This window comes from Acidocella aromatica, from assembly GCF_014201825.1.
Classification (GTDB): domain Bacteria; phylum Pseudomonadota; class Alphaproteobacteria; order Acetobacterales; family Acetobacteraceae; genus Acidocella; species Acidocella aromatica.
The window spans coordinates 1-22,548 of record NZ_JACHFJ010000018.1 but is presented as its reverse complement, the minus strand read 5'-3'; the positions used below and the strand labels follow the sequence as shown (position 1 = coordinate 22,548).

19 protein-coding genes and 2 pseudogenes are annotated in these 22,548 nt (G+C 63.0%); 15 read left to right on the top strand and 6 right to left on the bottom strand.

What is annotated here, in order from left to right; genetic code table 11:
- Nucleotides 1–10: 10 nt before the first annotated feature.
- From HNP71_RS13515 to tnpA, 4 genes and pseudogenes are all read right to left on the bottom strand, one after another.
- On the bottom strand, nt 11–238 hold the full coding sequence (locus HNP71_RS13515) for a hypothetical protein (RefSeq protein WP_183267475.1): 228 nt from the start codon (nt 236–238) through the stop codon (nt 11–13).
- Nucleotides 235–1,563, bottom strand: a pseudogene (gene tnpC / locus HNP71_RS13510) (IS66 family transposase); the annotation flags it as partial. The gene HNP71_RS13515 and the pseudogene tnpC, both read right to left, overlap by 4 nt.
- Nucleotides 1,564–1,678: 115 nt before the next feature.
- Nucleotides 1,679–2,017: an IS66 family insertion sequence element accessory protein TnpB gene (gene tnpB / locus HNP71_RS13505; RefSeq protein ID WP_343062425.1), complete on the bottom strand. Its 339-nt coding sequence runs from the start codon at nt 2,015–2,017 to the stop codon at nt 1,679–1,681.
- A gap of 5 nt (nt 2,018–2,022) precedes the next feature.
- On the bottom strand, nt 2,023–2,451 hold the full coding sequence (gene tnpA, locus HNP71_RS14415) for an IS66-like element accessory protein TnpA (RefSeq protein WP_408840927.1): 429 nt from the start codon (nt 2,449–2,451) through the stop codon (nt 2,023–2,025).
- 450 nt (nt 2,452–2,901) lie between these two features.
- On the opposite strand from tnpA, the gene HNP71_RS13495 reads away from it, so the two are divergent.
- The 11 genes from HNP71_RS13495 to arsH all read left to right on the top strand — a co-directional run bounded on the left by HNP71_RS13495 (nt 2,902) and on the right by arsH (nt 16,389).
- Nucleotides 2,902–3,564, top strand: coding sequence for a HEPN domain-containing protein (locus HNP71_RS13495; RefSeq protein ID WP_183267472.1), 663 nt, complete (start codon nt 2,902–2,904; stop codon nt 3,562–3,564).
- 173 nt (nt 3,565–3,737) lie between these two features.
- Nucleotides 3,738–5,864: an AAA family ATPase gene (locus HNP71_RS13490; protein ID WP_183267471.1), complete on the top strand. Its 2,127-nt coding sequence runs from the start codon at nt 3,738–3,740 to the stop codon at nt 5,862–5,864.
- Nucleotides 5,865–5,977: 113 nt separating this feature from the next.
- The gene (locus tag HNP71_RS13485) at nt 5,978–6,874 is read left to right on the top strand and encodes a helix-turn-helix transcriptional regulator (protein WP_183267470.1); all 897 of its coding nucleotides are present in this window, start codon (nt 5,978–5,980) and stop codon (nt 6,872–6,874) included.
- A complete protein-coding gene (locus HNP71_RS13480; RefSeq protein ID WP_183267469.1) occupies nt 6,871–9,408 on the top strand; it encodes a PD-(D/E)XK nuclease family protein in 2,538 nt (845 codons plus the stop codon). The genes HNP71_RS13485 and HNP71_RS13480 overlap by 4 nt, the downstream gene beginning before the upstream one ends.
- Nucleotides 9,405–12,458, top strand: coding sequence for a UvrD-helicase domain-containing protein (locus HNP71_RS13475; protein ID WP_183267468.1), 3,054 nt, complete (start codon nt 9,405–9,407; stop codon nt 12,456–12,458). The genes HNP71_RS13480 and HNP71_RS13475 overlap by 4 nt, the downstream gene beginning before the upstream one ends.
- Nucleotides 12,459–13,102: 644 nt before the next feature.
- On the top strand, nt 13,103–13,453 hold the full coding sequence (locus HNP71_RS13470; RefSeq protein WP_183267467.1) for an ArsR/SmtB family transcription factor: 351 nt from the start codon (nt 13,103–13,105) through the stop codon (nt 13,451–13,453).
- A gap of 21 nt (nt 13,454–13,474) precedes the next feature.
- Nucleotides 13,475–13,657, top strand: a complete 183-nt coding sequence (locus tag HNP71_RS14270; protein WP_281376903.1) for an arsenate reductase/protein-tyrosine-phosphatase family protein — start codon at nt 13,475–13,477, stop codon at nt 13,655–13,657.
- Between the two features lie 70 nt (nt 13,658–13,727).
- On the top strand, nt 13,728–14,153 hold the full coding sequence (arsC, locus tag HNP71_RS13460; protein WP_183267466.1) for an arsenate reductase (glutaredoxin): 426 nt from the start codon (nt 13,728–13,730) through the stop codon (nt 14,151–14,153).
- Complete coding sequence (locus HNP71_RS13455) at nt 14,150–14,581, top strand: arsenate reductase ArsC (protein ID WP_246344227.1); 432 nt, start codon at nt 14,150–14,152, stop codon at nt 14,579–14,581. The genes arsC and HNP71_RS13455 overlap by 4 nt, the downstream gene beginning before the upstream one ends.
- 57 nt (nt 14,582–14,638) lie before the next feature.
- The gene (gene arsB / locus HNP71_RS13450; RefSeq protein WP_456304190.1) at nt 14,639–15,658 is read left to right on the top strand and encodes an ACR3 family arsenite efflux transporter; all 1,020 of its coding nucleotides are present in this window, start codon (nt 14,639–14,641) and stop codon (nt 15,656–15,658) included.
- A 14-nt stretch (nt 15,659–15,672) separates the two neighbouring features.
- A complete protein-coding gene (arsH, locus tag HNP71_RS13445; RefSeq protein ID WP_183267464.1) occupies nt 15,673–16,389 on the top strand; it encodes an arsenical resistance protein ArsH in 717 nt (238 codons plus the stop codon).
- A gap of 361 nt (nt 16,390–16,750) precedes the next feature.
- On the opposite strand, the gene HNP71_RS13440 is transcribed toward arsH, so the two are convergent.
- Nucleotides 16,751–17,632: a LysR family transcriptional regulator gene (locus HNP71_RS13440; RefSeq protein ID WP_183267463.1), complete on the bottom strand. Its 882-nt coding sequence runs from the start codon at nt 17,630–17,632 to the stop codon at nt 16,751–16,753.
- Between the two features lie 192 nt (nt 17,633–17,824).
- Between HNP71_RS13440 and HNP71_RS13435 the strand changes: the two genes are divergently transcribed.
- From HNP71_RS13435 to HNP71_RS13425, 3 genes are read left to right on the top strand one after another with little or no spacing between them, the layout of a single operon-like run.
- Nucleotides 17,825–19,105 (top strand): aspartate aminotransferase family protein, encoded by a 1,281-nt coding sequence (locus HNP71_RS13435; protein ID WP_246344230.1) that lies wholly within the window; start codon nt 17,825–17,827, stop codon nt 19,103–19,105.
- Between the two features lie 23 nt (nt 19,106–19,128).
- Entirely contained in the window at nt 19,129–20,625 is a 1,497-nt protein-coding gene (locus tag HNP71_RS13430; protein ID WP_183267461.1) for a CoA-acylating methylmalonate-semialdehyde dehydrogenase, read from the top strand.
- A 25-nt stretch (nt 20,626–20,650) separates the two neighbouring features.
- Complete coding sequence (locus HNP71_RS13425; protein WP_183267460.1) at nt 20,651–21,943, top strand: NAD(P)/FAD-dependent oxidoreductase; 1,293 nt, start codon at nt 20,651–20,653, stop codon at nt 21,941–21,943.
- A gap of 215 nt (nt 21,944–22,158) precedes the next feature.
- Here HNP71_RS13425 and HNP71_RS13420 read toward each other — a convergent pair whose 3' ends face one another.
- The gene (locus HNP71_RS13420; RefSeq protein ID WP_183267459.1) at nt 22,159–22,335 is read right to left on the bottom strand and encodes a hypothetical protein; all 177 of its coding nucleotides are present in this window, start codon (nt 22,333–22,335) and stop codon (nt 22,159–22,161) included.
- 19 nt (nt 22,336–22,354) lie between these two features.
- Here HNP71_RS13420 and HNP71_RS13415 point away from each other — a divergent pair.
- Nucleotides 22,355–22,444 (top strand): annotated as a pseudogene (locus HNP71_RS13415) (integrase core domain-containing protein); the annotation flags it as partial.
- Between the last annotated feature and the right edge of the window lie 104 nt (nt 22,445–22,548).

The following is a 22,548-nucleotide window of genomic DNA, read 5'->3' as shown; positions in this document are numbered from 1 at the left end:
GACGCGGGAACTACTTTTTTGGGCGCCGGCGTTCCCTGATGATATCTTCCAGGTTTTCGATGCCGAAGTCGGAGAAAGCTGGGGTGCCTTCCCCATCGGGTCCATAGACCCAGATCAACCCGTCTTCTGGTTCCATTTCATCGATGATTTCGTGTAACCACTGCTCATCCTCCCCCATCTCCTGGGCGACGAGCGCGATGGTCTTGATCGCGCAAATCTTGTTCAACTGCGTGGTCATGCTGCGCGGTGCTCCGCCGGGGTTCGTGGCCCAGTCCAATTCCAGGGCATCAATTCATCGAGCCTATGCGCTGGATGATTGGCGATACGGGCGAGGACGTCGGCGAGCCATGCCTGTGGATCGATGCCGTTCATTTTTGCCGTTGTAATCAGGCTGTACATGATTGCGGCACGCTGCCCGCCGCGATCAGAGCCGGCGAACAGCCAGTTGCGGCGCCCCAGGGCCAGGCTGCGGATGGCGCGCTCCGCCGCGTTGTTGCTCAGGCAAATCCGCCCGTCGCTCAGGAAGCGCGTGAAGGATGCCCAGCGGGTAAGCATGTAATCCATCGCCTTGGCAACATCATTATGGCGCGAGAGTTTGGCGCGCTCGACCCGCATCCAGGTCTCAAGATCGGCGACGAGCCCGACGCTGAGGTCCTGGCGCACAGTCAACCTCTCGGCGGCCGGTTACCGTTAATTGCCCGTTCGATTTCGAACAAAGCGTCGATCCGCTGCACCGCGGTCAGCGCCATAGGCGCGATGAAGGCAGGCGTGCGGCCCTGCGCCTTGCGCTTGGCGTTCTTCGCGATATCGGCCAGTTCGAAGAATTTCCGGCGCGCGTGTGACCAGCAGGCAGCCTCGATGATGGGCCCGGGCGAGCGGCCGGATTCGTAAAGTTTGTTGTAGCCGCCATAGGCATCTGCCTGGAGGATACCGCTGTACCGGGCCAGATGCGTCTGTGGGTGAATCCCGCTCCGGTCTCGAGAGTAGTAAAATACCGCACAGGGCGGCCCGGCACCGCCGAATGGCCGGTCGTCACGGACATAGACCCAGGCGCGCGCGATCGCGGTCTGGCCACGCGCCAGCACCGGCACCGCCATGCACGCGCGCGGCCGCCAACACGGTGGCTTCCATGTGCCGGAACACCGGCCCCAGCGCGACACAGGCGGCGCCCACCAGATCGGCCAAGGTCGAGACGCTGAGCGCAACACCTTCGGCAGCGAGGCGCTCAGACTGGCGGTTGAGCGGCTGGTGCTGGCCAAATTTCTCATGCGCGATCATCGCCAGCAGGCTGGAACCTGCGAAGGCGCGCGGGATGACGTGGAACGGTGCCGGCGTCTGGCTTATCGTCTCGCAATCGCGGCAGGTGAATTTTTCCCGGACATACTGAAGCACCTTGTATTGGCGCGGTGCGCTCTCCAGCGTCTCGGTCACCGTCTCACCCAGCTTGGCCAGCCGCTTGCCGCCGCAGCATGTGCAGGCATCGGGGCCCGGCAGAACGATCCGTTCGCGCGGCAGATGCTCGGGCAACATCAAGTGCCGCCAGCGCCGAGCGGGCGATCTCTTTCAGGGCCTCAATGTCATCAGGCAGTGCGGCAGGATCGACATCCATACCCTGATAGAATCATAAACCCGCAGCGTCACGCTACAGAATTCAGCACTCCAGCGACACAAATTCCAGCTATCCCGCAGCTTGCGGGCGCCAGCTTTGCTGCGGATTCCGCCAATCAATGCCTTCAAGAAGATAACCCATCTGTCCGGGTGAGAGCGCCACGACGCCGTCCACGGTCTGCGGCCAGATGAACTTTCCACGATCCAACCGCTTGGCATAAAGTGACAGGCCAACGCCGTCATGCCAGAGCGCCTTGAGCAGCGAACCGCTGCGGCCGCGGAAGAGGTAAACATCGCCCGCGAACGGATCGCGCCCAAGCCCTTCTTGCACCTGCAGCGCCAACCCGCGCATGCCACGGCGCATGTCGGTAGGGCCAGACGCCAGCCACACCCGCGCCCCAGAGGCCATCGGAATCATCCGCGCAGCACCACCATCACCTGGCGCAGCGCTACAGTCCCCACCTGGTCATCGACCCGCACGCATGTCCCATCCGGCAGGATGATCTCGATCCGGCCCGAACCAAATTCCGCCGCTCGAGCCTCGGGCGGCGCCGCACATGGCGCGGGCGCCCTCATCGGCTTATCAGCGTATTTTACCTGGCGCTCGGCGCTCCCTTCGCTCTCCAGCACCCGTACGGGCAGAAATTCCGGCACAACCGGCGTTGGAGCCAATTCTCCGCTGCGAACCTGATGCCGCCATGTCCAGAGTTGACCACGAGAAACATCGTGACGCCGGGCCACATGGGCAAACACGGATCCAGACGCCTCAGCCTCAGTAACAATCCGAAGCTTCTCCTCCAACCGCCAGCGACGCCGGCGCTCAACCCCAGATAAAATCTCCATCCCAAACCGTCCCATGCTCATAATGACGCTCATACAAGCGCCGTTATGAGCGCTCACTACGAAGTCGCGGCAGGCGGTTCACGCCGGATGGATACCGCGATCACGCCGCATGGACGAATGAACAAAAAATTTTCGAACAGGCTTCAAAGAAGCAATATTATGCTAATGACCGTCTGTGCGAATTATTGTTTCGTCATTAAGCTCCTTGAAAAATGTTTTTTAACAGCCTGCTAAACCAGTTGTATTGAGATAAACTATTTTAGAAAAAGGAGGTGCTACAGCAGAAAAACGATCATGCTTAGCACTTGCCTGCTTCTTCAGCATGACAACGTCTTTAGTCTTGTTTGTGCCCGGGGAGCTTCTCAGCCAAAACGCCCCCTCCTGGTAGAGAGGCGTGAACCGTGCGAATTTGCCCAGGTCTCGATCACTACCGACCGGAGCACGCCTGACATGACTGGTTTGCCTGACTACACTTCGCTGAAGACCAAGCAGCGCGCCCTGCGTGATGGGTTTCATGAGAATCTGTCTCTGCGTGTGCACCGGGCGTTGAGCTGGCTGGATAGGGCGGAGCAATGCGGTGACGATAACGATGCCCGTTTCATTTTCCTCTGGATAGCCTTCAACGCAGCCTATGCCGAAGACCTGGGAGAGGCAACACCGAACGCGGCACGCAGCTTGTTCAGGGATTATTTCGGCAAGCTGGTGCCGCTTGATACCGAAAAGCGGATCTATAATGCGTTATGGCACCGGTTTTCGGGCCCCATTCGTCTCCTGCTTGACAATAAGTTCGTCTACCATCGCTTTTGGAACCACCAAAACCAGTTGTTCGGATATGACGATTGGGAGCAGAAATTCGCCGCCGCCCGCCAGCAGGCGCAACAGGCCCTGGCGCAGCAGAATACGCTGGCGGTACTAACTACCCTGTTCGACAGACTCTACGTGCTGCGGAATCAACTGATGCATGGTGGCGCCACCTGGAACAGCACGGTCAACCGATCTCAGGTCCGCGACGGCGCGGCGATCCTGACCTTTCTGATTCCTTTGTTCATCGACCTCATGATGAATCATCCCGCCCTGCCCTGGGGCAGGGCGCATTACCCTGTCATCCTCTGATCCCTGTTTCTGATTTTTTCGACCACCTTGCCTCACATGCGTCCGTTTTTGACGGATGTGAGGCGTATTCATCGCGCACGGCCGGAAGGCCAAAACTTTTTTTAAATTGATTGCGCCGGCCCAGGCCGTGCGCGGAACGGGGATTTTCCCCCTGAATTAAAAAGGAGATCGCGATGACCCGCAGCTTCCGCAGCGCGCTCGAGGAGTTGGAATTGGATTTGGAGGCCGACGAGCCCCCCCCCTCGCGCTTCTCCCATTGCCCTGGTGAAACCGCCGCTCTGCTCGGTTACGCCCTCAACACCATGACGGCGCTCGACCATACCCAGCCGGAAGTGCCGCAATTCATCCGTTGGCTGGCCTCCAAGCGCGTGCGCTTCGGGGTGGGGGAGAAAGAGTTCGAAGGCTTGCGGCTGAACGGGAGGCAGCCGACGTCCGTCACACCCCTGCAATGGGCGAAACTGCGTAAGGTGCTGCTCCGACGCCATCAGGAATTGCGTGAAACCACTGGCCCCGCTGCCGCCGGGCTTGCCGCCGTGTGCCGTGCCCTGGGGCTGGAGGCGATGGATGCCGCCCTGCTGGGCATCATCTTCCGCTACCGCACCGATAATGATTGCGAGCGCCTGTTTGATCTGTTCTCCATGGCGCGTGGGCGCACCAGCTGCCTGCGCCGCTACAGCGAGAATTTCGCCATCATGCTGAACCAGCCGCAAGCCGATGTGGCCAAGCGCTTCTTGCCCAGCGGCGCGCTTACCGTCTCCGGCAGCATCCGGCTTGATGAAGATGGCGACATCATGCTCCCCGACCGGTTGCGCAGCCTGATCTATGCCTGTGGTGAAACCGGCGAGAGCATGCGCGCCCAGCTGCTTGGCGCCCCGCGCCAGGCTCATCTGCCCTGGACGGCCTTCAGCCATTTGGGCGAGGATTCGGAGATTGCCCGGGCGCTGCTGGGTGCCGTGCTCGATGCGCAAGGCACCGAGGCCGCCGTGCATATCTTGCTCTACGGCCCGCCCGGCACCGGCAAGACCGAGTTCGCCGCCACGCTGGCCAAGCTGCTTGGCGCCCCGCTTTATGTCATTGGCGAGGCCGACGCGCACGGCGAGGAGCCCAATCGCAGCGAGCGTATGAACGACCTGTTGATGGCCCAGCGCGTGAGCGGTGGTGAACGGGCGCTGTATCTGTTCGACGAGGCAGAAGACATCTTCCGCACCAGCCCGTTTGAACGTAGCGCGACGCCGAAGATCTTCATCCACAGGCTAATGGAAAGCGCGCGCGTACCGGTGATCTGGGCGGCCAACGATATCACGGCCTTTTCGTCCGCCGTGTTGCGCCGCATGAGTCTGTGCCTGGAGGTGAAGCTGCCCGAGCGTTCGCGCCGCGCCGAGTTGTGGTGCGAGTTGGCCGAGGCCGAAGGCGTGGCGTTGGATGAACCCATGGCGCAGGATCTCGCCGGGCTGATCCCCACCGCGCCGGCGGTGGCGCGCAATGCCTTGCGCGCGGCCCGACTGGCGGGTGGCGAAGCTCGCACTGCCACCCGCGTGGCCCGCGGCTTGGCCAAGGCCATGGGGCATGGCGTGCTGCCCGCCCCTGAGGCTGCCGAGCTGCCAGGAATTTACGATCCGGCCTATAGCCGCGCTGATCTCGATCTCGCAGCCCTGGTGGCGCGCCTCACGCGCCCCGGTGCGCCGCGTGGCGTCTCGCTGTTGCTGTCCGGTCCGCCAGGCACGGGGAAGAGCGCCTTCGCCCGGCATCTGGCCGCCGCAATGGGGCTGGGTGTGCTGCAAAAGCGCGGCTCGGATATTTTCGGCAGCTATGTAGGTGAGACCGAGCGTAACATCGCGGCCGCCTTTGCCCAGGCGCGCGACGAAGGCAAGTTCCTGATCTTTGATGAGGCCGACTCCCTGCTTGGCGGACGCGAGCGCGCGGTGCGGAACTGGGAGGTTTCCCAGGTCAATGAAATGTTGACCTGGATGGAGACGCATCCGCAACCGTTCGTATGCACCACGAATCTGCCCGAGGGGCTGGATGCCGCCAGCCTGCGCCGCTTCTTGCTGCATGTGCGCTTTGATTATCTCGCGCCGGCGCAAACCGCGCGGCTTTTTGCCAAGACTTTCACTGCGCCCGCCCCGGAACGGCTGGCGACACTCGACCGCCTGACGCCCGCGGATTTCTCGCGCGTGGCCAAGCGCATGGTCCTGCTCGACGACTCGGTCGATGCCGCCCGCGCCTTCTCCCTGCTCGCCGCCGAAATGGAAAGCCGCCTCGGCCCCGCGCGCGGCATGGGTTTTGGTCGCCTGATGTGAGCTGGATTGCCATCCTCTGAAAACGGAACGATCATTGTCCCATGCGCTACGATCCCTCGACCCGCCTGCTGCGTTTGGTACAGCTTTTATCCACTTCTCGCTACGGCGTTACCATGACACAGATGCGCGACGAGCTTGGCGTTTCCCGCCGCACGGTTGAGCGTTTGCGCGAGCAAATTTCCACCCTGCTTCCAGAGCTGAGCTATAAAGAAGATGAAAATCGAGTTCGCCATTGGCGCTTGCCGCCGCGCACGATTCCGCAAGTGCCGCCCAGCCATGGCACGCTGGGCACGCTGGAGACCTTGGCACGCGATCTCGCCGCGAGTGGCGACGATGCCCGTGCCGGCGATGTGCGCGAGGCTCTAACTTGCCTGCGCACCATGTTCGCGCCCGAAACGCTGCGTAAAGTGGAACCGGATATCGAAGCGTTGCTGCAAGCCGAGGGCGTGGCCATGCATCCTGGGCCGCGGCAGAAGCTGGACCGCGAGATGCTAGGCATGATCCGCGAGGCTGTGCTGGGCTTTCGCAAACTCTCCGCCCGCTACCGGCAGGCCGGCGCCACCGAGGCGAGCGCACGCGTGCTCTGCCCCTATGGCGTGCTTTATGGCCGCCGCGCCTATCTGGTGGCACATACCGAAGCGGGCACGCATGTGCGCCTCTGGCGGTTGGACCGTTTGGACAATCTCAATGTGCTTGAGGACGGGTTCAGCCCCCAATCTTTCGACCTCGCTGCCTATGCCTCACGCTCCTTCGGTGTGTTCCAGGAGCCGGCGCAGGAGGTGGTGCTGCGCTTCGCCTCCAGCGCCGCGGAGGATGCGGCGGAATGGCAATTCCACCCGACCCAGACCACCACCCCGCAGGCTGATGGTTCGTTGCTCGTATGCTTCACCTGCGGCGGCATGTTGGAGCTCTCCTGGCATCTCTACACCTGGGGTGAGGCGGTCGAGGTCGTCGCGCCTGCCGGGCTGAAGGCTCTGTTCCAGCCCGCCATTGCGATGCGCACGGCATGACCACCCTGATCTTCGGCGCCGGGCTGGACGGCGCACCAGCGCCGCTTGGCTTGCCGCCGCTCACCGCCATCGCCGGGCCGCTTGGCCTGCTGGATCTGCTCGGCCAATGGCTGGGGCAGGAGTGCAGGCCCGCCCCCGAGTCGGAGCGCATCGCCGCCGCTTATGCCGCTCTGGCGGCGCTGCCGGGGCGGTTCTGGTCAGCTTCTTTCGCGGTTGATCCCTGGGCCACGGCGCGGCGCGTGCTTTGGTTGCGTGATGATCTGTGCTTGGCCGGATGGGATGGTACGGTGGATGCTTCCATGCCGCCGCGCGTGGCTGATCTCGCCGCTCTGCCGCCTTTGCCCGTTGGGCAGCCCGACATCCTGCACACGCTGCTGAACGCGCCTTTGGCGGCCTCTCTGCCGCGCCTCATGCTGTTGGAGCCGCTGGAGGTTTGGCCGCCGCTCTGGCGCAACCTCCTTACCCGCTTGAACGCCACGCCTCATGTCCTGCCCGCAACTCAAGCCAAGGGCGATCTCGGTGCGCTGCAACGCTGGTTTGTCACCGGTGAAGCCGCCACATGGCAGGGGGATGGCAGCCTGACGCTGCTTACCGGGGATGGCGGTGCCGATTGTGCCGACATTATCTCCACCATGCTGCCCAGCTTGCCATTCAACACCGCGCTGCTCGGGGGAGATGCTTCCCCCTTGCCGTTGTTGCTGCGCGCCCGGCATCTGCCCCGTGCCGCGGCGCTCACGGGGCCCACGGTGGGGGCGCAGCTGCTTTCTTTGGCCTTGGCCCTGCACTGGGAACCATTCGATGCGGCCGCGGCCCTGGAATTTCTACAACTGCCTGAGCATCCGCTGGGTGGGGCCACGCGCTTCCTGATCGATGCGATTAGCGCCCATCCCGGTCATGGGGGCGTGCAGTACCGCGAAGCCGTCGAGGCCGCGCGTTTGGCCAAGTTGGCCACCGATGAGACATGCGGCATCGAACCACAGGAGCGCGAGAAACGGGCCCAGCGGCGGGTACAGGATATCGCCGACTGGCTGCCCGCCATGCGCTTTTCCCCGAGGGACAACCTGCCCGCCGCAACCATTCTCTCCGTCTGCCGGCGGATTGCCAATTGGGCCGCGGCCCGCCAACGCCCCGAGGAAGCTGGCCCGGCCAATGCCCTGGAACGCGCAATCGCTCGTAGCGGCATCGAGCGGCTGAGCCCGGTGCTGTTGGGGCGTATGCTGGAAACGGTGGCCTCGGGCGATGTTACTCTTGCCGCACCGGAGGCAGCACCCTGGCGCGCTTTCTCCAGCCCCACCGCGCGCCTTGACACGGCCAGTGCAACATTCTGGTGGCTGGGTCCGGCCGCCACGCAAGCGGCCTCGCCCTGGCGGCTGCATGAGCATGCCTGGATGCGTGGGCGCGGGCTGGAGCCCGATAATGATCTGGCGCCCAAGCGGGCGCGCCTGGGTTTGGTTCGTGCCATCAGTCTGACCTCCGAGCGCTTGATCCTCGTCAGCCCGCGCGGCGGTGAAGAGGCCGCCCAGCCCCATCCGCTGCTCGGCCTGCTGGCTGGATGCTTTGGCGCTTCTCTGCGCGGCGCCTGGACGGAGGCGCAAGAGCTGCAAGCTGGTGGCATGGTCGCCGGGGTGCAACTGTTCACTGAAAGGCTGCCGCCCCTCATGCCGCCCGCCCCGCGGCGGGACTGGGCCGTACCCGCCAAGCTGATCGGCCCGCGGGAAATGGAGTCCCCTTCCGGCCTGGAGAAGCTGCTTGGCTGTCCGCTGGCCTGGGTCCTCTCCTACAAGGCCAAGCTGTATGCCCGTGGCCCCGCCGCGTTGCCCAGCCCCAACCAGATGGTGGGAACGCTCCTGCACGAGGTGATGCATCAGGTGTTTGCCAATGGCTACGCCAGCCCCACTGATGCCGCCGCCAAGGCGCAAGCTTTGTTCGAACGTCTGGCCCCCGAGATGGCCGCGCCGCTGCTCAAGCCCGATTACGCCACGTTCTATGGGCGGGCGCGGACGCGCATCAGCCAGGCGATGGCCGATCTCACCGCCAAGCTGGCCAGCGCTAAACTGCGCCTAGTGGGAGCGGAAGAGAGTTTCACCCGCGCCTTACCCGGTCAGGTAGGTACGCTAGGCGGACGGCTGGACCTGTTGTTCGAGGGCGCCAAGGGCAAGCTCGTGCTGGATGCCAAATGGACCAGTTCGGCCAAGCATTACGCCTCGCGCCTTTCGGAAAACACCGCGCTGCAATTGGCCGCCTATGCGTGGCTCGTCGGCAAGGGGGCAACGGCCGCCTACTACCTGCTGCGCCAGCAGCGCCTGCTGGCGGCCGACATTTATCCTTTCCCCGATGCCCAGGTTCAGGGGGGCGATCTGGCTGCTTGCTGGCAAAGCGCCATGATCGACTTCGCCGATGCCTTGAAGGCACTGAAAGCCGGGCAGGTGGTGGCGGCAGGCATAGAGCCTCCCGCGGAAGATGAACGCGGCCTCGCCATCGAAGCCCCTTGCCGTTTCTGTAACTACGCATCGCTTTGCGGGATCAGCGCATGAGCCTGGATAATCTGACCATCGTCACGGCCGGAGCGGGCGCCGGCAAGACCTACCGCCTTACCCAAGACATCATTCGTACCCTGCGCGACGAAGCCGCGCCTGTGGCGGGTGTGTTGGCCACCAGCTTCACCAAGAAGGCCGCGGGCGAAATCCTGCTGCGCGTGCAGGGGGAATTGGCCGCGAAGGGCATGAGCGAAATGCCGCTGCACGAGGCGCTGATCGGTACCGTGAACAGCGTATGCGGGCGGTTGCTCGGGGACTTCGCCTTCGAGGCAGGGCTCTCTCCCGCCCTCACCGTGCTCGAGGCGGGGGGCGCTGAACAGATGCTGGCCGCCGTGCTCGCCAACGCCGCCGCCACGCGCGAGGAGGCGGCTCATGATGCCGCCTATCGCCTGGGCCTGTCTGGCGAGGCGGCGTGGAGTGGTGATTGGCAGAAGGCCGCGTCGCAAATTGTCACCGCCGCGCGGGCCAACGGCCTCAATGGGAAAGCCCTCGAGGTTAGCCGCCAGCGCTCGCTGGATGGGCTGTTGGCCCTGCTCGGCAAGCCCGCCCCCGATGCCGAGACGCTGGACACCGCGTTGTTCAAGGCTATGGAGCGTCTGCTCAAGGCGGCGAAAGGCTGGGATCTGGATGCGGAAACCGATAGCACACGCAAGGCGCTCAAGGCCGTGCAGGAGGCCGGCGCTCATTTTGCCCTGAGCGAAAAGCGCTATCCTGCTTGGGCCGATTGGGCACGTCTGGCCAAACTCACGCCCGGCGCCAAGAGGCGCGAGGATTTTGCCCCCATCCTCGCCGCCGCCGCGATGCACCACGGGCACCCCCGCCTGCGCGCCGACCTCGAGAAGATCGTCAACGCGGCGTTCGATACCGCGATCAAGGCTTTGGACGACTACGCAGAGCACAAGCGCGAGGCGGGGTTGATCGATTTTACCGATCAGGAGACGCTCCTGCTCGGCCTGCTGGAGGCCAATGCGGAGGTGCGCGAGGAACTCTCCGCCCGGCTGCATACGCTGTTTGTCGATGAGTTCCAGGATACCAGCCCGCTGCAGCTCGCTTTATTCCTGCGGCTCGGCGCGCTGGCGAAAAAGAGCGTCTGGGTGGGCGACCCCAAACAGGCGATCTTCGGGTTTCGCGGCACCGACCCGGCGCTGATGGACGCCATGCTCGCCCATTTGGGCGGCACGCCTAAACCAGAGAATATCCTCTCCACCTCACGTCGTTCGCGCCCCGCGCTGGTCGAGTTCGCTAATAGTTTGTTCGTGCCCATCTTCGGGGCGCAGGGCATGGCCAAAGAGGTGGTGGCGTTGCAGCCGTACCGCAAAGACTATGCCAATGCCCCCACATCCGTGCAGGGCTGGCGTCTGGATGGCAAGAATGCAGGTGACCGCCTTGCCGCTTTGGCTGGGCAGGTGGCCGCATTGCTCGTCGCCCCGGACCGCCCGCAGATCATGGACCCGCAGACCGGGATAGTCCGCGCCGTGCGTGGGGGCGATATCGCCATTCTTTGCCGGGACAACAAAGTCATCGCCACACTGGCCGCCGCGTTGAACGCACATGGCGTAGAGGTGACGGCGCAGCGCGATGGGTTGCTGGTCACGCCGGAAGTGCGTCTGGCCCTGGCTTGCCTGCGCCGTTTGGCCGATACGCGCGACACGCTCGCCGCCGCCGAGATCGCGCATTTGAGTGGTCAGAACTGGCTGAGCGAGGCGGTGAGCGCACAAACCATCACCTCGCCGCGTGTGGCCGCGCTGGACGATGCGCCTGAAGACGCATGTGGGTTGCCCCCATTGGCGGCGCTAGACGAGGCTTTAGCCCGCGCCGAAATATTGCCGCTCATCACGCGTTGGCCGGGGGCGCGGCAGCGGCTGGCCAATCTTGAGGCCCTGCGTGCTGCCGCCCAGACCTACGAGGACCATTGCCGTTCCCTGCGCCAAGCAGCCACTGCGGGCGGGTTTATTGCCTGGCTGGATACGCTTGAAATAGCTCCTGGTCAGCCCGAGGCCGCCTCAGAACACGCGGTCACGATACTCACCTATCACCGCGCCAAGGGGCTGGAATGGCCGCTGGTGGTGATGGCGCAACTGGACAAGACCTTCGAGACCCGCGCTTTTGGCGTGAACGTGGAGAGCGACATTGCCGCCCCGGATCCGAAGGCTCCGCTGACCGGGCGCTGGGTGCGCTACTGGCCCTGGCCCTATGGCCGGCAGAGCGCAGGCGTCCCCCTGGTGGAGCAAGCCGCTGCAACCGCGCTGTTCAAAGCTGCGGAGGCACGGCAGAAGCGCGAGGAGACGCGCTTGGCCTATGTCGGCGTCACCCGCGCGCGCGATATGCTGATTCTGGCCCTGCCTGCCAAGACACCTTGGCTCGATAGCTTTGCGCCAGGGCTGGCAGGGGAGCTTGAGACGATAGGCATCAAAGCCACCGAACCGGAAACGCCGCCCGTCCCCGGCGCTATCACAAGGCTCGTTTGGCCCCGTGGCGCGGTGCCAAGCTTTCCGGCGTTGCGCGTGACGCCCAGCACCGCAGAGGGAGAAACAGCAGCCAAGGTCACATTGACCCGGCTGGGTGAGCAGCTGACTAATAGGGGAGGAGCCGCGCGCGAGGAAGTCGGGGAGGTGCTGCACCGCTTTCTCGCCGCCGATGACCCGGGACGTCCGCTTAGCGAACGTCTGGCTCTTGCCGAACGCCTGTTAGGCGTGTGGCAGAGCGGTTTGGCGGTGGAGGATTGCCTGACCGCCGCCGACCGGTTTTGGGCGTATACCCAGGCAAACTATGAAGCGCCGGAGATCATCCGGGAATGGCCGGTGCAAGTTCGTTTGTCCTCGGGCGAGGAGGTGCATGGGCGCCTTGATGCGCTGATCCGCCATGCCGGTGGCGTGGTGATCATCGACCACAAGAGCTACCCTGGCGCCGCCGCCGCCGCGCGTGCTCAAAGCTACCTGCCGCAGTTGCGCCTTTACCGCGATGCCCTCCGTACTCAGGGGTTCAGTGTCATCGATCTCGTGGTACACTTCCCTGTGCTCGGATTGGTAGCACAATTGCATGTGTGATCTGTAACAGGCCTGCCAGATAAAATATTTGCGCTCCGACTTTGGCGAGCCATTTTCGAGCAGCCTTTGAGGTCATTGTTGGCACGTTGGTTGAATGGATGCTTGGTCATGTCCCTGACGCCAGTCGCTTGGGGCGTGGTGTATGCCAAGTCAGGTGATACTTAAGCTGAACTACGTCTGCTGAGGATTACCCTTGTTCGGTATGAGTGGCTGCATGCCCTCGCAACCAAAAAATCAAACCAAATCAGCTACATAAATCCACCCTCGGATGGCTTTTGGCGTTCTAGAACCCTAGGGCAGGCTTAGGGCAATGTAACTCGAAATCCCGAACCTGATGGCCTATGCTCCTGTCCAGCCAAACATCGTGAAAAGCTTGATCCAATCCTTCAACCGGGGTGCCGCGTGGGGCGCCAGGGAGGTGTGGCGTGCCGACCACCGAGTTGCTGGGCGGGAAGGTCAAGGAATACCGGGTGGTACCGGATGACGTCCTATGCCGAGCCCAACCCGCTTAGGTGTGGGTGATGAGGGCTTGGCCCCCTAAACCAGATCTACTCGTTAGTCCGGCCCCATCTCGCACAAGACGAGCTTCTGCTTCGCTTGGTACACCCACTTGCAAAATACTATGATTCCAATATATTCGAATAATGGAAAAGAATAGGGCTGTCGCGGCTCTTGCGGCGCTTGCCCAGGACTCCCGCCTGGATGTGTTTCGTTTGCTGGTGCAAGCTGGGACGGATGGGTTGCCTGCCGGCCAGATAGCTGAGCGGCTTGGTGTGCCTGGTAATACCCTCTCGTTTCACCTCAACCAGCTTCGCCACGCCGGCTTGGTGACGTTTCGACGGGAGGGGCGCTCGTTAATCTATGCCGCCGAATACCCGGCCATGAATGCCCTTCTGGCCTATCTGACAGAAAATTGCTGCCAGGGAGACGCGGCTGCATGCGGTGTTGGTACCTGCGACAACTCGTCCCTCGTTCAAGACAAATTGAACATATAACAATCAACGAGGAGAACGCCGATGTTTGACCGCATTTATAACGTACTGTTTCTTTGCACAGGTAACAGCGGCAGGTCGATCATGGCAGAGTCGATTCTTCGTAAGGATGGTGCTGCGCATTTTCGAGCATTCTCTGCGGGCAAGCTCTTGGAACTGCCCTGCTTTTGGCGCGTCGCGCAATACGCTGGTCGTAAGCATCGATAAAATTGCTCTTGGTACAAACTTGCGCGTGACCGGCCGTACGCCGCCCTGACGGCACTGAGGAGACAACATCGTGATCGTAACCATTTACCATAACCCGAACTGCGGTACATCGCGTAATGTGCTCGGCCTGATCCGCAATAGCGGCGAAGAGCCGAGGATCATCGAGTACCTGAAAACCCCGCCCAGCCAGGAGGATCTGGTGGGCCTTATTCACCGGATGGCCGTCCCGGTACGCGAGCTGCTGCGCCGCAAGGGAACGCCCTATGACGAGCTGGGGCTGGACGATCCCGCCCTAACGGATGATCAGCTGATCGATGCCATGATGGCGCACCCGGTCCTCATCAACCGGCCCATCGTGGTCACGCCGCTTGGCGTGAAGCTGTGCCGCCCGTCGGAGGTGGTGCTGGATATCCTGCCAAATCCGCAGGGCGGCGCCTTCACCAAGGAGGATGGTGAACTTGTAGTGGATGCAGCCGGGAAGCAGGTGACGCCATGAACGACGCGCAGAAAATGACGACACAAAAGACGGTTCTCATCCTCTGCACCGGAAATTCATGCCGGTCGCAGATGGCGGAGGTGATCTTCAATCACGATCTTGCCGGAAAGGTTCGCGCTCTGTCCGCCGGTACGCACCCGCAGCCGAAAGTGGCTGATGGCGCCATCGAAGCACTGAAACGCGCGGGGCTGCCAACCGATGGGCTTTACCCGAAGGATATGGATGCCGTGATGAATGAGGCCATCGATCTCGTGGTGACCGTCTGCGACAATGCCAAGGAAAATTGCCCGATTTTTCCAAAGCCAGTGCCACGCATCCACATGGCGTTTCATGACCCGCATGGCGAGCCTCTGGAAAGCTTCGTACAGGTTCGGGATGACATTCGCGCCCGGCTGGTTCCCGCTATCCGTGAAGCCCTCGGCCTGTAAGGAGCGCCTATGTCTGCCCAATGTGAAGTTACCGCGAAAGTGGCCGCAGGCGCGCCGATGAGCGTTTTTGAACGTTTCCTGAGTGTCTGGGTTTTCCTGTGCATCGTCGCCGGCATTTTCGCCGGCCAAGTGGCGCCCGGATTATTCCAGGCCATTGGCCGGATGGAAATCGCCCAGGTCAATCTCCCCGTCGGCCTGCTCATCTGGGTGATGGTCATCCCGATGCTGGTGAAGGTTGATTTCGGTGCATTGCACGAGGTCAGGCGGCATGTCCGGGGCATTGGCGTCACGCTCTTCGTCAATTGGCTGGTCAAGCCATTCTCCATGGCGCTTCTGGCCTCGCTCTTCATCGGGCATTTGTTTCGCCCGCTGCTGCCGGCGGGCGAGATCGACAGTTACATTGCCGGACTTATCCTGCTGGCCGCGGCACCCTGCACGGCCATGGTTTTCGTGTGGAGCCGCCTGTCCAACGGGGATCCGCTGTTCACCCTGTCCCAGGTCGCCATGAACGACACCATCATGGTCTTCGCCTTCGCGCCCATCGTCGGGCTGCTGCTGGGGATTTCGGCCATTACAGTGCCGTGGGGCACCTTGATTACCTCGGTGGCGCTCTACATCGTTATCCCGGTCATCCTCGCCCAGCTCTGGCGCTGGCGCCTGCTTGCCAAGGGACAGGCGGCCTTTGACGCCGCCATGGTCAAGATCGGGCCGTGGTCGATCGCGGCCCTGCTGCTGACGCTGGTGCTGCTCTTCGCCTTCCAGGGGGCGGCGATCCTGAGGCAGCCGCTGGTCATCGTTATGCTGGCCGTGCCGATCCTCATCCAGGTCTTCTTCAATTCGACGTTGGCCTATGTGCTGAACCGCGCCGTTGGCGAGAAACACAATATCGCCTGCCCTTCGGCGCTTATCGGTGCGTCGAACTTTTTTGAGTTGGCGGTGGCTGCCGCCATCAGCCTGTTCGGGTTCGAATCCGGGGCGGCCTTGGCAACCGTCGTCGGTGTCCTCATCGAGGTGCCGGTGATGTTGCTGGTGGTCAAGCTCGTGACGGTGTCCAAGGGCTGGTACGAGGCGCGCTGATGGGACCGACACTCATGGTCGAGGACATGACGCCGAATCTGGATGAGGCCAGCTTCAGGGCGGTCGATGAAGACCGCCTGCTCACTCCGCCCCGGCTAGGCCACCCACCGCGCATCCTGCTGCTTTACGGTTCGCTGCGGGCGCGCTCATTCAGCCGCCTCGTCACAGAGGAGGCCGCGCGGATCCTGCGCCGTTTCGGTGCCGAGACACGGCTCTTCAACCCGTCCGGCCTCCCATTGCCGGACGACGTTGAGGCAAGTCATCCCAAAGTTCAGGAGCTGCGTGATGTGGTGACCTGGAGCGAGGGCATGGTGTGGTGTTCGCCCGAGCGCCATGGCGCGATGACCGGAATCATGAAAATGCAGATCGACTGGATTCCGCTTTCGCTGGGAGCCGTGCGGCCGACCCAGGGAAAGACGCTCGCTGTGATGCAGGTCAGCGGCGGGTCTCAGAGCTTCAACGCAGTCAACCAGCTCCGTATTCTCGGCCGTTGGATGCGCCTGATCACCATTCCCAACCAGTCCTCGGTACCAAAAGCCTTCGCGGAGTTCGATGAGAACGACCGCATGAAGCCCTCCCCATATTACGACCGCATCGTGGACGTCATGGAGGAGCTGGTGAAGTTCACCCTGCTGACCCGTGGTTGCGCGGATTACTTGGTTGATCGCTACAGCGAGCGTAAAGAAAGCGCCGAGGAACTATCCCGGCGGGTCAATCAACGGTCGATTTGAAGGAGAGCGCCGTGTTGTGCCTGGCTTGGTCATAAGTGGTGAGGCGCCCGAGTGCCTCCTTCAATCATGCATGAACTGTTGCTTCAGCCATGGCTACATATGTTCATCGCATTTTGTCTGTTCTGGAGCGGCAATGAAGGCAAGCGGGTCGTTAATTGTTTCATGCGACATTTATTGGTGCCATTAAGTATCCATCCGGACTATGGGCGGTTTGGATACTGCCTCTGCGCCCCCTCTCTCGGTCATTGTCGTGGACTTGGTGGCTGGTTTTGCCGCTTTCAGGGGCGTTGCGGTGTCAGTGGGAAGGGGGCGCCGAGTTCGGTATAAATGGCTGTGGGTTCCCGCGACCAGTTTTATAGCCTCAGCCCGCCTCGTCCAAAAGTCTCATGAACGTGGATAAAACCAAATTCGGATGACTGCTGCGCAAGGTCACGGCCTGATACTCAACTGCTTGAACATAGAGGTCAGGCCTGATCGCCCGCATTAACCCGCGCTCCTCCCATTGGCGTGCGTAATGCGTGGGCAAAAAACCGATATAGCAACCTGTCAGAATAAGAAACGCCACGCCTTCGCGGTCGGTGGCGGTTGCGGTGATGCGCAGGCGCGGCATGCCAGCCAAGCCGGAAGGTGCCACGGCATCTGCCTCCGCGATGCTCGCCTCATTCAGATCCCCGCGCGAGAAAAACGGATGCTCCGCCGCGCAGTACAAATGCGAGACCTCATCGTAAAGCGGCAGTTCGCGCAACCCCGGCAGGGTCCGCCCCGCTGGCGTGATGCCGACATGCAATTGCCCGTCCAGCACGCCACGCTCGATCTGGCTCGGCGGGATCATCCGGATATTTACCCGCACATCCGGCCCTCGCGTCTTCAGGGCGCGCAGCGCCCGGGTCACGCGCATGCGCGGCGAGGTAACGAGGTTATCGGTGATCCCGATATTCAGCTCCCCGCGCAGATGCGCATGCACGGCGTTGATCTCGGTACGGAAATTCTCCACCGCCGCCAGCAGCCGCAGCAATGCCTCGTAAACGGCCTGCCCCTCTTCCGTTAGCCGGAACCCCGCCCGACCGCGCTGGCACAATATCAGCCCCAGGCGCTGTTCGAGGTCGGCCATGTGCTGGCTGATGGCGGGGCGGGAGATATTCAGCTCCGCCTCGGCCAAGCTGAACCCGCCGCACTCCACCACGGTGCGAAAGATACGTAGCAGCCGCAGATCGGCTTCGTTCAGGCGAGCTATAGGCGGCATTGCGTAAGTATGCACATAACTAAATGTAATCAAGTTTAGATTTATTGGACCAAATTCCCCGCTTAGTCTCGCTCCACCTTCTTCTCCATCTGCCGGGAGCACAGACGCACCATGTCACCCTATGATTCGCACGACGCGGCCCACCGCCAAGCGGCGGCCGGCCTCAGCCGGGACGAGCTGAACGCCTATTGGATGCCCTTCACCGCCAACCGCGAGTTCAAGGCCAATCCGCGCATGATGACGGCCGCCGAGGGCTGCCATTTCATCGACGGCAAGGGCCGCAAGGTGTTCGACAGCCTCTCCGGCCTCTGGTGCACCGGTTTTGGCCATCGCCGTCCCGAGATCGTGAAGGCGGTTGCCGAGCAGGTCGCGGAACTCGACTTCGCCCCGAACTTCCAGTTCGGTCATCCGCTGGCCTTCAAGCTCGCCACCAAGGTAGCGGCGCTGGCGCCCGAGGGGCTGAACCATGTGTTTTTCACCAATTCCGGCTCCGAATCCGCCGACACGGCGATAAAGATGGCGCGCGGCTATTGGCGCCAGAAGGGCCAAGCCGCCAAGACCCGCGTGATCGGCCGCGTGAAGGGTTATCACGGCGTGAATTACGGCGGCACCAGCGTCGGCGGCATCGTAGGCAACCGCAAGCTGTTTGGCTCGCTGGGCGATGTCGACCATCTGCCCCACACGCTGCTGCCGCAGAACCGTTTCACCAAGGGCCTGCCCGAGCATGGCGCCGAGCTGGCCGACGCGCTGGAGGAACTGGTGGGGCTGCACGACGCCTCGACCATCGCGGCGGTGATCGTGGAACCGTTCTCCGGGTCCGCGGGCATGGTGGTGCCGCCCAAGGGGTATCTGAAGCGCCTGCGCGAGCTGTGCACCAAGCACAACATCCTGCTGATTTTCGACGAGGTCATCACCGGCTTCGGCCGCGCCGGCGGCAATTTCGCCGCCCAGGTGTTCGGCGTCACCCCGGATATCATCACCTGCGCCAAGGCGCTGACCAACGGCGTGGTGCCGATGGGCGCGGTCATCGCCACCGATGAAATCCACGACACCTTCATGGCCGCTGGCGGGCATGACTATCTCGTCGAGTTCCCGCATGGCTACACCTATTCCGGCCATCCGTTGGCCTGCGCCGCCGGTCTCGCGGCGCTGGAGATCTTCGAGAAGGACGACATGGCCGGCCGCGTGAACGCGCTCGCCCCGGTGTTCGAGGATCTGCTGCACGGGCTGAAGGGGCTGAAATACGTCGCCGACATCCGCAATTTCGGCCTCGCCGGCGCGGTGCAGATCGAGGCCGCCCCCGGCGAGCCCGCCCGCCGCCCCTGGGAGATTTCCAAGAAATGCTGGGAGGCCGGCTACTACGTGCGTTACGGCGGCGACACGCTGCAATTCGGCCCGCCCTTCATCGCCGAGAAGAGCGACCTCGAAGGCCTGTTCAACGCCGTGGCCGACGCCATCACCTCGCTCGCCTGATACGCAAGAAAGACTGATAGATTATGACGACTCCCACCGCCCATCTGATCAACGGCCAGATCGTCTCGTGCCCGCAGGCCCGCCTGCAGGATGTCTATAACCCCGCCACCGGCGCCGTCTCCGGCAAGGTGGAACTGGCGAGCCAAGCCACGGTGGAGGCGGCTATCGCCGCCGCCGAGGCCGCTTTCCCCGCCTGGCGCGATACCATCCCCGTCAAGCGCGCCCGCATCCTCGCCCGCTTCCAGCGTTTGCTGGAGGAACGCGCGGATGAGATTTGCGCCGCCATCACCGCCGAGCATGGCAAGGTGACGGATGATGCCCGTGGCGAGCTGCAGCGCGGCATCGAGAATGTGGAATTCGCCACCTACATCCCCGAGCTGCTGAAGGGCGAGCACAGCAAGAATGTCGGCCCGCGCATCGATAGCTGGTCCGAGTTCCAGCCGCTGGGCGTGGTGGCGGGCATCACCCCGTTCAACTTCCCGGCCATGGTGCCGCTCTGGATGTTCCCGGCGGCCCTGGCCTGCGGCAACACCTTCGTGCTCAAGCCCTCCGAGCGCGACCCGCGCGCGGCGCTGCTGATCGGGCAGATCGCGCTGGAGGCGGGCGTGCCGCCGGGCGTGCTGAACGTGGTGAACGGCGACAAGGAGGCGGTGGACACGCTGTTGACCGATAAGCGCGTGCAGGCGGTGAGCTTCGTCGGCTCCACGCCGATCGCCGAGTATATCTACGCTACCGCCAGCGCCAATGGTAAGCGCGTGCAGGCCCTGGGCGGCGCGAAGAACCACGCCGTGATCATGCCCGACGCCGATCTCGACAACGCCGTGAGCGCGCTGATGGGGGCCGCCTATGGTTCCTGCGGCGAGCGCTGCATGGCCATCTCGGTGGCCGTGGCGGTGGGTAACGAGGTTGCCGACGCCCTGGTGGCCAAGCTCTCCACCACGCTTGCCAGCCTCAAGGTCGGCCCCGGCACCGAGGCCAGCGCCGAGATGGGCCCGCTCATCAGCAAGCCGCATTTCGAGAAGGTGCGCGGCTATGTGGATGCTGGTGTCGCCGAAGGCGCGACCCTGGTGGTGGATGGCCGCACGCTGAAAGTGGCGGGCCACGAGCAGGGCTATTTCCTCGGCGGCACGCTGTTCGACCATGTGACGCCCGAGATGAGCATCTACAAGGATGAAATCTTCGGCCCCGTGCTGTGCGTGGTGCGCGCTCACTCGCTGCAGGAGGCGATGGACCTGATCGACGCGCATGAATACGGCAACGGCACCTGCATCTTCACCCGCGACGGCGAGGCCGCCCGCTACTTCACCGATCTCATCAAGGTCGGCATGGTGGGCGTGAACGTGCCGCTGCCGGTGCCGGTGGCGTATCACAGCTTCGGCGGCTGGAAGCGTTCGCTGTTTGGCGATCTTTCCGCCTATGGCCCGGATGCCGTGCGCTTCTACACGCGGCGCAAGACCATCAGCCAGCGCTGGCCCACTGGCGGCGTGCGCGAGACCGCGCAATTCGCCTTCCCCGCCTGACCCTTATCCAGAGAGAACCGCTTTCATGGCGCAAGACTATCCCCGCTCCTACTACGCGGCGACCCGCAATACCGGGCCGTCTTTCCCCCGGCTGGAGGCCGATCTCGATGTTGATGTCGTCATCATTGGCGGCGGGTTCACCGGTGTCGCCAGCGCGGTGGAGCTGAGCGAGCGGGGCTTGCGCGTGGCGCTGCTGGAGGCGGAGCGCATCGGCTGGGGGGCGACGGGGCGCAATGGCGGGCAAATCACCGGCTCGCTCTCCGGCGATGCCGCCATGGTCAAGCAGTTCAGCCGCAAGCTGGGCCGCGCGGCAGCCGAGGATTTCGTGTGGAATCTGCGCTGGCGCGGGCAAGAGATCATCAAGGGCCGCGTGGAAAAATACGGCATCGCCTGCGATCTCAAGCACGGGCATCTGCACGCCGCCTACAAGCCCTCGCACGTGGCGGAGCTGGAGGCGACGTATAAGGACATCCTGGCCCACGGCATGGGCGGGGATGTGGAGCTGGTGCGCGGCACCGCCCTGCGCGATCTGGTGGGGACGGATGTGTACTGCGCCGGGCTGCATAACCGGCGCAACATGCATGTGCATTCGCTCAATCTCTGCCTGGGCGAGGCCGAGGCCGCGCAGCGCCTGGGCGCGCAGATCTTCACCGACACCAAGGTGCTGCGCATCGAAGACGGCCCGCGCCCGAAGGTAGTGACGGCGCATGGCTCGGTGCGCGCCGCCCAGGTGCTGCTGGCGGGCAATGGTTATCATCGGCTGGGCCAGCGCAAGCTGGGCGGGCTGATCTTCCCGGCGACACTCGGCATCGTCGCCACCGCGCCGCTCTCCGAGGCGCAGGCCAAGGAGATTCTCCCCACCGACATCGCGGTGTACGACACCCGCTTCGTGCTGGATTATTACCGCTTGACCGCCGACCGCCGCCTGCTTTTCGGCAGCGGCACCAACTATACCGGCGGCGAGAGCAAGGACATCGCGGCGCAGATCCGCCCGGCTATCGAAAAAACCTTCCCGCAGCTCAAGGGCATCGGTATCGACTACGCTTGGCAGGGGCAGGATGGCATCACCATCAACCGCATCCCGCAGCTGGGCCGGTTGGCGTCCAACGTGTTTTACGCGCAGGGCTATTCCGGCCATGGCATCGCCACCTCGCATATCGTGGCCGAGGTAATGGCCAAGGCCATGACCGGCGATACGCGGGATTTCGATGTTTTCTCCAGCGCCTGGCAATGGCGGCTGCCGGTGGGGCGGTTCCTGGGCAACCAGATGCTCGCTTTGGGCATGTGGTACTACCAGAAGCTCGACGCCTTCCGTTAAGAGACTGTTCCGGAAGTCTACTCTGGTGGCCGTCTGGGTGCGATTTTTGCGCCCCGGTGCTCGAAAATCATGCCCGGACCACTCACCAGAGCGACTTCTGAAATAGTCTCTGAGGTAAAGTTCCAAAAGTTTTTGGTGCAGATTTTTTCAAAAAGCTGCAAAGGATTTCGGGACTTTTTGAAAAAGTTCCCGCGTCCCCAAAACTTTTGTAACAGCTACGCAATTTCGCGCTTGAACGGCAATGCACCCGGCGGCAGCGGCGGTGCGTCCAGCTCCTCGGCGTATTCCACGAGATAATCCACGATCTGCGAGGCGGGTGCGAAACCGTCCGGTTCTGTCTTGTCGAACAACTTGTTGGGCAGCCTGTCGTGCCACGCAGAGCCGTTGGCCACCAGCGAGTCCCAGCGCTCGGTGCTGTGGCACTACATCGTACCTGGCAAGCCGCAGCAAAACGGGTTCATCGAGAGCTTCAACGGCCGGTTCCGTGACGAATGCCTCAACTGACGTGCCCCCCTTTTTGTTCGCGCTCAGGCGCAGTGTCTTTCCCCTTCATGCTTGATGGTTGAGGTGGTTTCAATGTGCCCTGGGGCATGCCCCAGGGCACA

Excerpts from the sequence above, each read along its gene's own strand:
- HNP71_RS13515 (WP_183267475.1), bottom strand. The coding sequence starts at position 238 with ATGACCACGCAGTTGAACAAGATTTGCGCGATCAAGACCATCGCGCTC.
- tnpB (WP_343062425.1), bottom strand. The coding sequence starts at position 2,017 with ATGGCCTCTGGGGCGCGGGTGTGGCTGGCGTCTGGCCCTACCGACATG.
- tnpA (WP_408840927.1), bottom strand. The coding sequence starts at position 2,451 with ATGGAGATTTTATCTGGGGTTGAGCGCCGGCGTCGCTGGCGGTTGGAG.
- HNP71_RS13495 (WP_183267472.1), top strand. The coding sequence starts at position 2,902 with ATGACTGGTTTGCCTGACTACACTTCGCTGAAGACCAAGCAGCGCGCC.
- HNP71_RS13490 (WP_183267471.1), top strand. The coding sequence starts at position 3,738 with ATGACCCGCAGCTTCCGCAGCGCGCTCGAGGAGTTGGAATTGGATTTG.
- HNP71_RS13485 (WP_183267470.1), top strand. The coding sequence starts at position 5,978 with ATGACACAGATGCGCGACGAGCTTGGCGTTTCCCGCCGCACGGTTGAG.
- HNP71_RS13480 (WP_183267469.1), top strand. The coding sequence starts at position 6,871 with ATGACCACCCTGATCTTCGGCGCCGGGCTGGACGGCGCACCAGCGCCG.
- HNP71_RS13475 (WP_183267468.1), top strand. The coding sequence starts at position 9,405 with ATGAGCCTGGATAATCTGACCATCGTCACGGCCGGAGCGGGCGCCGGC.
- HNP71_RS13470 (WP_183267467.1), top strand. The coding sequence starts at position 13,103 with ATGGAAAAGAATAGGGCTGTCGCGGCTCTTGCGGCGCTTGCCCAGGAC.
- HNP71_RS14270 (WP_281376903.1), top strand. The coding sequence starts at position 13,475 with ATGTTTGACCGCATTTATAACGTACTGTTTCTTTGCACAGGTAACAGC.
- HNP71_RS13455 (WP_246344227.1), top strand. The coding sequence starts at position 14,150 with ATGAACGACGCGCAGAAAATGACGACACAAAAGACGGTTCTCATCCTC.
- arsB (WP_456304190.1), top strand. The coding sequence starts at position 14,639 with ATGAGCGTTTTTGAACGTTTCCTGAGTGTCTGGGTTTTCCTGTGCATC.
- arsH (WP_183267464.1), top strand. The coding sequence starts at position 15,673 with ATGGTCGAGGACATGACGCCGAATCTGGATGAGGCCAGCTTCAGGGCG.
- HNP71_RS13440 (WP_183267463.1), bottom strand. The coding sequence starts at position 17,632 with ATGCCGCCTATAGCTCGCCTGAACGAAGCCGATCTGCGGCTGCTACGT.
- HNP71_RS13435 (WP_246344230.1), top strand. The coding sequence starts at position 17,825 with ATGCCCTTCACCGCCAACCGCGAGTTCAAGGCCAATCCGCGCATGATG.
- HNP71_RS13430 (WP_183267461.1), top strand. The coding sequence starts at position 19,129 with ATGACGACTCCCACCGCCCATCTGATCAACGGCCAGATCGTCTCGTGC.
- HNP71_RS13425 (WP_183267460.1), top strand. The coding sequence starts at position 20,651 with ATGGCGCAAGACTATCCCCGCTCCTACTACGCGGCGACCCGCAATACC.